The organism is Deinococcus marmoris (assembly GCF_001949125.1).
GTDB classification, from domain to species: Bacteria; Deinococcota; Deinococci; order Deinococcales; family Deinococcaceae; genus Deinococcus; species Deinococcus marmoris_A.
The window spans coordinates 1-8,363 of sequence record NZ_MSTI01000121.1 but is presented as its reverse complement, the minus strand read 5'-3'; the positions used below and the strand labels follow the sequence as shown (position 1 = coordinate 8,363).

The 8,363-nt window shown below is 63.4% G+C and carries 10 protein-coding genes; 4 read left to right on the top strand and 6 right to left on the bottom strand.

The window, feature by feature from the left end; genetic code table 11:
* From BOO71_RS17880 to BOO71_RS17860, 5 genes are all read right to left on the bottom strand, one after another.
* Positions 1-791, bottom strand: a 791-nt coding sequence (locus BOO71_RS17880; protein ID WP_139323015.1) for a transposase, incomplete at its 3' end; no start/stop codon positions are given.
* Positions 792-852: 61 nt separating this feature from the next.
* On the bottom strand, positions 853-1,518 hold the full coding sequence (trmH, locus tag BOO71_RS17875; RefSeq protein ID WP_075834639.1) for a tRNA (guanosine(18)-2'-O)-methyltransferase TrmH: 666 nt from the start codon (positions 1,516-1,518) through the stop codon (positions 853-855).
* 59 nt (positions 1,519-1,577) lie between these two features.
* Positions 1,578-2,198, bottom strand: coding sequence for an ASCH domain-containing protein (locus BOO71_RS17870; RefSeq protein ID WP_075834637.1), 621 nt, complete (start codon positions 2,196-2,198; stop codon positions 1,578-1,580).
* A gap of 35 nt (positions 2,199-2,233) precedes the next feature.
* Positions 2,234-3,277, bottom strand: a complete 1,044-nt coding sequence (locus BOO71_RS17865) for an MBL fold metallo-hydrolase (protein WP_075834635.1) — start codon at positions 3,275-3,277, stop codon at positions 2,234-2,236.
* A 50-nt stretch (positions 3,278-3,327) separates the two neighbouring features.
* Positions 3,328-4,107, bottom strand: a complete 780-nt coding sequence (locus BOO71_RS17860; RefSeq protein ID WP_075834633.1) for an ABC transporter substrate-binding protein — start codon at positions 4,105-4,107, stop codon at positions 3,328-3,330.
* Between the two features lie 237 nt (positions 4,108-4,344).
* Between BOO71_RS17860 and BOO71_RS17855 the strand changes: the two genes are divergently transcribed.
* The 4 genes from BOO71_RS17855 (at position 4,345) to BOO71_RS17840 (ending at position 7,936) form a co-directional block, all read left to right on the top strand.
* Positions 4,345-5,112, top strand: a complete 768-nt coding sequence (locus tag BOO71_RS17855) for an AIM24 family protein (RefSeq protein WP_075834630.1) — start codon at positions 4,345-4,347, stop codon at positions 5,110-5,112.
* Positions 5,113-5,299: 187 nt separating this feature from the next.
* Positions 5,300-5,887, top strand: coding sequence for a hypothetical protein (locus BOO71_RS17850; protein WP_075834628.1), 588 nt, complete (start codon positions 5,300-5,302; stop codon positions 5,885-5,887).
* The gene (locus BOO71_RS17845; RefSeq protein ID WP_075834626.1) at positions 5,884-7,053 is read left to right on the top strand and encodes an MFS transporter; all 1,170 of its coding nucleotides are present in this window, start codon (positions 5,884-5,886) and stop codon (positions 7,051-7,053) included. The genes BOO71_RS17850 and BOO71_RS17845 overlap by 4 nt, the downstream gene beginning before the upstream one ends.
* A gap of 46 nt (positions 7,054-7,099) precedes the next feature.
* Positions 7,100-7,936, top strand: a complete 837-nt coding sequence (locus BOO71_RS17840; protein ID WP_075834624.1) for an enoyl-CoA hydratase/isomerase family protein — start codon at positions 7,100-7,102, stop codon at positions 7,934-7,936.
* Between the two features lie 166 nt (positions 7,937-8,102).
* On the opposite strand, the gene BOO71_RS17835 is transcribed toward BOO71_RS17840, so the two are convergent.
* The coding region (locus BOO71_RS17835) for a transposase (RefSeq protein ID WP_139323014.1) at positions 8,103-8,363 on the bottom strand (261 nt) is incomplete at its 5' end.

Genomic DNA, 8,363 nt, shown 5'->3' with positions numbered 1-8,363 from the left:
TACTTGCCGCCCAGGTCAAGATTCGACATGACAAAGCGTTGCTCTGGCTCCTTGTTGCGGTAGAGCCAGACCCAGGAAACGCACATGGCCTGATCAAGCCCTGTGGGCTTGACCAGGCTCCCCCGGACCATCAGGTCACGCATCTGGCGGCCATCCTCCAGCTTGCGGTTGCAACGTACGCCCACCACGATGTCCAACCCCCGGCTCAGCACACCCTGGATGAACTCGGTACTCTCGAACCCTCCATCGGCATGGAGACGGGAACGCCGCTTCCCCAGGAGGAGTGCCGATGGCACCGTACGCAGCAACTTCAGCGCGAGTTGTGCAGGAGAAGGTGTCCCCTTGCCCCGCCAGACCTGAAACGCCCAGGGGAGACGAAGCTCACCGCAGCAGAGGTACAGCACCACCAGATGGACACCATGAACGCTGTGGTAGGTATGCATCCAGTCGGCAAGTTCAGCGAACTTGCCAGTCTTTTCCAAACTGGTGAGGTCAACCAGGAGTTCCAGTCTGGGGCGCTGGTGAGGCTGCTGTCGCCACCGATCTTGCAACGTCTGGAAAGCGTGCTGGCGCATTACCCGGCAGAGCCGACGGGTATTCCAGGTGGCGTAATTGAAAAAGCGGCTGAGCGCCGAGGGGGATTTGACGGTGGCCCGTTCCGGCAGAGGTCTGCCGGAACCATCAAGCAGCAGGTCAAGGAAGACCTCGAAGGATTCCCGGTGTTGCTTGCGAGAAAAGCAAGGCAGAATGTCAGAATAAAGTCGTCTGGAGCGCGATTCTTTTGGGTACATACCTCAATATGGGGCCAAAAGTGCGTTCCAGACATCCTTTCCCAAAACTGCAAGATGTCAGTCAACCCAATATCTGACCGTCACCATCCAAAGCCGGATACGCTTCCCCGCGCTCCCGGTACTTTGGGGCCAGCTCCGGGTAGCCCCACTCGAAGGCCAGCCGCGCCAGCTCCTCCGGCGAAAGCTGGGGCGTGTCGTACAGCCCCGCCGCCAGCCGTTGCCGCTGCGCCTCAAAAAGAATGGTGGCCGCCGCTACAGAGACATTCAAGCTCTGCACCATGCCGAACATCGGGATGATGATGTTGCCGTCCGCCGCGTCCGCCGCCGCATCGGCCACACCCCATTTCTCCGCGCCCAGCAGCACGCAGGTGGGGCGGGTGTAATCGGCCTCGCGGTAGTCCACGCTGCGCTGCGAGAGGTGGGTGGCGAGAACCTGCACGCCCTGTCCCTGCAATTCGCGCACGGTTTCCAGCGTGTCCGTATGTGTCTGCACCCGCACCCATTTGTGGGCGCTGCCAGAGGTGGCTTCAAAGGTATTGCCCTCAAATTCCAGTGGTTTGCCGTTGCCCGGTGGGACGGCGTGGGCGGTGAGAACCGCCACCGCGTCGCAGGTGCGGACGATGGCCGAGAGGTTGTGGGGCTTGTTGACCTGATCCATCAACACGGTCAGGGTGGGCTGGCGTTTGCTCAGCACCCGCAGAATCTTGGCGTAGCGCTCGGGGGTCATAACGCCGCAGACTAGCGCGCGGGTGTCAGGCTGGGGGGATTCAAGTCGGGGCTGTCGGTTCAGGTTGGGGCTGACAGCGCCGCCTGAATTTCCTCTATTGGCACGCGAAAGATGCTGGCCGCGCCCTTGTATGGAATCGGTTGGGAGAAGCGCCGGGGGTAGGCCAGCAGCCATTCAAATTCCTCATTTTCCTCGTCCCACAGGCAATCCACCACATCCACGACGCCCACCAGCGCCGCGTAAGGCAGCGTGTCCGGCGCGATGTCCGCGTCATCAAAAGCGTCCGCCCCCGCTCTGGTGTCGGAGGCGTGCAGCAGCAGTGGCCCCGGCTCCTTGACCTGCCACGAACGGTATTCAATGTTCTTCTCACCGCGCAGAATCTGTTCCACGAAGGGCTGTCGGATGCTCAGGGCACGGATGGATTCGGCGCTGAGGTCCAGCGGTTCGGGCGCGGGGGGCGGCGTGAAGGAGCGGTAACCATCAACATCTCTGTAAATGACATAAATCGTCGCCACACTGAAACCGTTGGCGTTGAGTGCGTCGTTGACGGTATCCATCTGCTTGTCGGTCAGCGGGCGCTCGCCGAAATAGCCGCCCATCGTTCCGGCATCCAACTCCACGCGCCCGCTGTCTTCCAGATCTTCCAGCAACCGCTCCAGCCCTTCTTTCACTCGCGTCATTCCGCCTCCTGTTTTGACCGTGATGTGAAGTCAGTCTACGGCTGGGCCGCTCGTACAAATAAAGCCGCCCCATCCTCCCGCCGCGTTTCCAGCAGATCGCCCTGCGCCACCAGATACTCTGCCAGCGCCGCCGTCTGGTCCAGCAGCAGGATGGCCTGAATCGCCCGCAAACGGGGATGCAGCGCGTGGGTCAGGTCATGGATGGTAATCGGTGCGGCGGCAGCGTCCAGCACGGCGCGCAGCTTGTCGTGGTAGCGATCCCGGAGGTTCTGGATGCGCCCCTTCCAGTCCTGCATGGGGCCGTCGTGTCCACCCAGCGCCACGCTCACGCCTTCTAATTCCTCAATCCGGTCCAGCGATTTCAAATAATGCCCCAGCCCCGCGCCCCGCTGGAACCGCTCCGGCATCAGCGGCGGCGAATTGCGCGGCAGCAGATGATCGGCGCTCAGGAGCAGATCGTCCACGCGCAGGCAGACCTGCGAACCCTCGTGGCCGGGTGTGTGGATGACAGTAAATACATCGTCCAGCACATCGCCATCTTTGAGTGGCGTCTGAACTTCAACCGCTTCGGACAACATGCTGTTGCGGGCGCGGCGGCGCAGGCGTTCGGCGTACTCGGCTTCCGTTCCCTCGCCAGTCAGCCCCAGCCAGAGAATGTGGTCTTCCATGTCGGCCTGTCGCTTCACAGGATCGCCAGATGGATTTTGCATGGTGGCAACGGCCCATTCGTGTGCGGCAACGGGCGCATCTGTCTGACCGCGCACGAACGGCAGTCCCGCCACATGGTCCGGGTGCGGATGCGTGATCATCACGCGGCTGAGGGTGTTCCAGGCCACCGCCTCGCCGTATTCGCTGCGAATGGCCTCCAGCCCAGCTTCCAGCGCGGCGGTGCTGGCCTCGTGGCTGCCTCCGGTGTCCACTAGGGCAGTGTATTCAGGTCTAACAGCGTCGCCCCGCACCACCAGAAACACGTTGGCGGCAAAGTGCGGAAAGGCAGGCACGGTCAGCGTGTAGACCCGCGTGCCGCTGGAGGTGACGTGGCGGGCGGCGAGGGCCGGGGCAGAAGTGGGCGCGCTCATAGGCCGCCCCCTAGAGCAGCCGCCCCGCCGAGAGTGTCATTCGCTCCGCGTTATTTGCAGCGAATGTCCTGCCCAAACCACTTATCGGAGATTTTAGCGTAAGTACCGTTCTTGAGCAGGCCCGCGAGTGCGCCGCTCAGGGCGTCGTGCAGGGCGGTGTTGCCCAGGGCTACCGCTGCGGCATTGCGCTCATTGCTGATGGCCTCGCCTATCAGGATTTTGCCCGTCTGACCCGTTTGCTTGAGCATGTAGGCCACCACCGGGCCGTTGCTGGTCCAGGCGTCCACCCGGCCCGCCTGCAACGCCGCCAGAATACTCTGATCATTGGGATAGGTGCGGACCTCCTTGATGCCTGGAATAGCGTTCAGTACGGGAATCTGCGCGGTTCCCACTTGCGTTCCCACCGCCTTGCCCGCCAACGCCTTTTGCGTCAGTGGGCCGCCCGCCTTCGCCACGATGTTCACGGCAGAGCAATAGTGCGGCGGCAGAAAATCCACTGCCTTTTGCCGCGTGGGGGTGATGGCGTGCGAGGCCACCACCGCGTCAAAGCGCCCCTGATTCAACGAGATCAGCAGATTGTCAAAGGGCTGCACCACCCATTCCACCTTCAGGCCCAGCGACTGGCCTAGCGCGTCGCCTAGGTCCACTTCAAACCCCTTCAGCACCTTGCCCTCGTAGAAATTGAATGGGGGGAAGGCGGCCTCGGTTCCCAGTTTTAGCGTTCCAGAAGATTTGACCTGTTCCAGGGTGCGTGGGGCAGCCAGGGCGGTAACGGACAGCAGCAGGGTGGCGCTGAGCAGTTTGATGGGCAGGGCAATAACTCGGTTCATGGTGAAACCTCCGGGCAGCAGTTCTGAGGGAGACGTACAAGGGGAAGGTCACATGAAATGGAGCAATTGTCCGCTCCAGGCTATCGCTGTTACCTTAGTACCCGACACTTTCTGGAAGGGCTTGAAATCTGTCGTCCAGTACGCGATACCAGAGCGCGTCTCCCGCTGCCCTGAAATCATTGAGTCTGTACCTCGCCTCCCACATTCCAGAATAGAGATTTGTATTACACTTGACGCATGACCCATATGCAGCTTGTGCAGGAGCAGAAAGGCGACGGCCTGACCTTCCGTATCCATGCGCTGACCCATGTGATCCGCTACTCGGCGTCTGCCAGCGGTGATCTGGAAGAAACGCGCCAGATGGACGGGCGCTTCACCGTGGAGGCCCAGCTTCACGGTTCGGGCGTTCTCATTGAGCCGGGGGCGTTCCAGTACAGCCACGGCAACATTCAGGCCAAGGTGGAGCAGCAGGCCAAGGGCGGCTTTCTGAGCCGGGCCATCGCCACCGCAGGCACGGGCGAGAGCGCCTTTGCCACCCGCTTTACCGGACAGGGCAAGGTCTGGACCGAGCCGACGCGCAAGCATTTCATCATCGCGGAATCCAGCGGCGCGAAGGGCGACGACATGATTCTGGACGACAAGGCGTTCTACATGGCCCAGGACACCATGCAACTCGGCACGCACACGCACAACTCCATTGCTGGGGCGCTGTCGGGCAACGGGCTGCGTCAGCCCAAGCTGTCCGGCAAGGGCATCTTCGTGGTGGAATCCCCGGTTCCGGTCTCGGAAGTAGAGGTGATTGAACTCAGCGGTAACGACAGCCTGATCGTGGACGGCGATCTGATGCTGATGTACAGCGCCTCGCTGAACGTGGAACTGCGCCCGCTGGTGCGCGGCCTCCGCAACGCCCTGCGAAGCGGTGAGGGGCTGGTGTTCATGATCAGCGGACAGGGCACCGTCTTCCTGACGCCCACCCACAGCAACCTCTCGGCGGCGTCGCTGTAAGCGCCTGACGGCAGCAAAGAGCGTGGGGTACGAAGAGATCATCTTTATGCCTGAGCGAAGTGCGCAAGCGTCCTCAAGGGGAGGAGTAGCCCCATACGGGTGCTATCTCACGACGACAGTCTGTTCTGCTCAAGGATGAAGGTGCAGGCTCTGACAGTCCGATTCCCCATGCTTTAGCCTGCCCGTCATGCTGACCTTTGAAGAAGCCGCGCGGCGCGGCGCAGACCGAGTGGGCGCGGAAGTGGTGCGGCTGGCGGCGCAGGATGTGCGCGGCATGCTGGTGCCGCCTGAATTTGAGGAAGCCTTTTACCGCAGCGTCAACCTGCCCGAACAACTGGGCCGCCTGTTCGCCCCGATCAACCCCAGACGCGTGGATGAGGACGTACTGGAAGACCTGACCGCGCGGGCCGAGGCCCTGATCCGCACCAGTTTTCTGATGGACGACGCGGTGCAGATTTTTTACCGGGCGCTGGGCAACGCCGGACTCGGCAGAGGAGCGGTGCATGTGCGCCGTCCGGGGCTGCTGTCCACGGAGGAGGCCCAGGTCATGCCTCCTGGCACGGCGGCCCTGCAAGCGGTCAAACGGCTGTGGGCATCTGACTGGGCGTTCGGTGCAGTGCTGGTGCGGCTGGACGAAACCGGGGGGGTGGGTCTGGATGCCCGCCCCACCCTGATCTTTCCCGGCCTGACCGGCACGCCGGACCCGGTGATGGCCGACGCATTGGGCGTGGGGACTGCCTGGGTCAACGAAACGGGCCTCGTCGGCCTGCCTTGAGCGTCCGGGCTGCGCCGCCACATCCTCTTCTTTTTGCGGCGCTGGGAACGCTGGTCTTTCTGAACGTCTACGCACCCCAGAGCCTGCTGCCGGTGCTGGCGCAGGAATTCAGCGCGGACGCGGCGCAGATCGGCTTCGTGATTGGCGCGACGACGCTGGCGATGGCCCTGGCTTCCCCGCTGGTGGGCGTGCTGGCCGACGCGTTGGGCCGCCGGGGCGTGGTGATCTGGGCCTTCGCGCTGCTGACGGTTCCCGCCGTGCTAGCGGTATTTGCACCCACACTGGCGACTCTGAATGCGGCCCGCTTTGCCCAGGGATTACTAATTCCCGGTGTGATGGTGGCCCTGAACGCCCTGATCGCCGAGGAAGTCCCGCCCGCCGGACGCGCCCGCGCCCTGACCATGTACGTGACGGGCACGGTGCTGGGCGGCTTTCTGGGCCGTTTTCTGGCTGGGCTGGTGGCGGTGCGCTGGGGCTGGCACGCGGCGTTCTGGTTGCTGGCAGTGGCCTCGCTGGCCGGATTTTTTCTGGCCCGCGCCGGGTTGCCCGCTGAACAGCACTTCACCCCGCAAAGGAATGTGCGCGGCGTGCTGGAAAACCTGAACGCCCATCTGCGAAATCCCGCGCTGCTGGCGACGTGCGCGGTGGGCTTTCTGATCCTGTTCACGCTGGTGGGCCTGTTCAACACGCTGACGCTGCGGCTGGCGTCGGGACCGTACTTTCTGAACACCGCCCAGACTGGACTGATCTTCGCCGTCTATCTGCTGGGCGTGGTCATCACCCCGATTGCCGGGCCGCTACTGGCGCTGCGTGGTTCCAGAATTGCACTGCTGACGGCGGTGGGGGCCAGTCTGGTGGGGCTGCTGCTGACGCTGGCTGCGCCGCTCCCGCTGATCATCGTGGGCGTGGCGGCGGGGGCGTGCGGGGTGTTTCTGGCCCAGTCCGCTGCCCTGGCTGCCGTGCAGCGCGAGGTCACGCGGGCGCGCAGTCTGGCCTCGGGGCTGTATCACATGGCGTATTACGGCGGGGCCGCCGCCGCCAGTGTCCTGGCCGGACATGCCTACGAGGGCGGAGGCTGGCCCTCGGTGGTGCTGCTGGTGACGGGCAGCATGGCGCTGGCGGGCGTGGTGGGCCTGCTGGGCTGGCGAAAAACTGCTTCCGCCTGAGCTAGCCTCAAGCCATGACCTCACAACCCATGAATCTGGAACAGCCGTGAATCTGGAACAACTGTGCGTCCCCGGCGCGTATCCCGGTCTGTACCTTGAAGCCCATGACCTGACCGAGAGCGGTAGCGGCATCCTGGAAATCGTGATCCGCTCCGAGAAGACCCTGAACAGCGTCAATGCCGAGGCCCACCGCGCCCTAACGCAGGTCTGGCGCGACATTGACGCGGCGGCGGGCGTGCGCTGCGTGCTGATCCGGGGCGAGGGACGCGGTTTCTCGTCGGGCGGGGATTTCACCCTCATTGAGGAGATGAGCAACGACTTCACCGCCCTGGCCCGCGTCTGGCGCGAGGCGCGCGATCTGGTCTACAACGTCGTCAACTGCGGCAAGCCCATCGTCAGCGCCATTCACGGCCCCTGCGTCGGCGCGGGGCTGGCCGTGGCCCTGCTGGCAGACGTGAGCATCGCCGCGAAAACGGCCCGCATTCTGGACGGCCATGTGCGCCTGGGTGTGGCGGCAGGCGATCACGCCGCGATCATCTGGCCGCTGCTGTGCGGGCTGAACAAGGCCAAGTACCACCTGCTGACCGGCGAACCCGTGTCCGGCGAGGAAGCCGAGCGCATCGGTCTGGTCAGCCTGTGCGTGCCAGACGACGAACTGCTGGACCGTTCGTGGAAGGTAGCCCGCAAACTGGCAGCGGGCAGCCCCACCGCGATTCGCTGGACCAAGTACGCCCTCAACAACTGGCTCCGCGCGATGGGACCCACCTTTGACGCCAGCCTCGCCCTGGAATTTCTGGGCTTCACTGGCCCCGACGTGCGCGAGGGCCTGAGCAGCCTGCGCGAGAAGCGCGAACCGCATTTTGCGGAGGACGCGCCGATCTGAGGTTGGTCTATGGGTCTGAGGGCGGAGGCGGTTTGAGAGGGAAATATGCGTCACGCTGAAGGGAAACCCCTCAGTCTGCTTCGCAGCCAGCTCCCCTTAAAAGGGAGCCAAGGAACGCTGCTAGCCCGGCAATTCCGCAACTCTTGCCTCCCTTCTAAGAGCGCGTTTATAAAGGTTCGACAGAAGGATCAAGACGACGGAGCATCAAGCGAATGTTGGCGAGATAGCACCAGGAAGCGGAGGTGTGGCAGCGGCCTTCATAGTCCCGGCTCAGCCGACGTGAGCGCGTCAACCACGCCAATGAGCGTTCCACCACCCAGCGGCGAGGCAGCACCTGAAACCCTTTGGCCCTGTCACTACGCTTGATGATTTCCAGTGTCCAGCCCAGTGTTTCCAGCGTCCAGGTGACCAGCTTGCCCAGATAACC

Coding starts and splice junctions, on each gene's coding strand:
- trmH (WP_075834639.1), bottom strand. CDS start 1,518: ATGACCCCCGAGCGCTACGCCAAGATTCTGCGGGTGCTGAGCAAACGC.
- BOO71_RS17870 (WP_075834637.1), bottom strand. CDS start 2,198: ATGACGCGAGTGAAAGAAGGGCTGGAGCGGTTGCTGGAAGATCTGGAA.
- BOO71_RS17865 (WP_075834635.1), bottom strand. CDS start 3,277: ATGAGCGCGCCCACTTCTGCCCCGGCCCTCGCCGCCCGCCACGTCACC.
- BOO71_RS17860 (WP_075834633.1), bottom strand. CDS start 4,107: ATGAACCGAGTTATTGCCCTGCCCATCAAACTGCTCAGCGCCACCCTG.
- BOO71_RS17855 (WP_075834630.1), top strand. CDS start 4,345: ATGACCCATATGCAGCTTGTGCAGGAGCAGAAAGGCGACGGCCTGACC.
- BOO71_RS17850 (WP_075834628.1), top strand. CDS start 5,300: ATGCTGACCTTTGAAGAAGCCGCGCGGCGCGGCGCAGACCGAGTGGGC.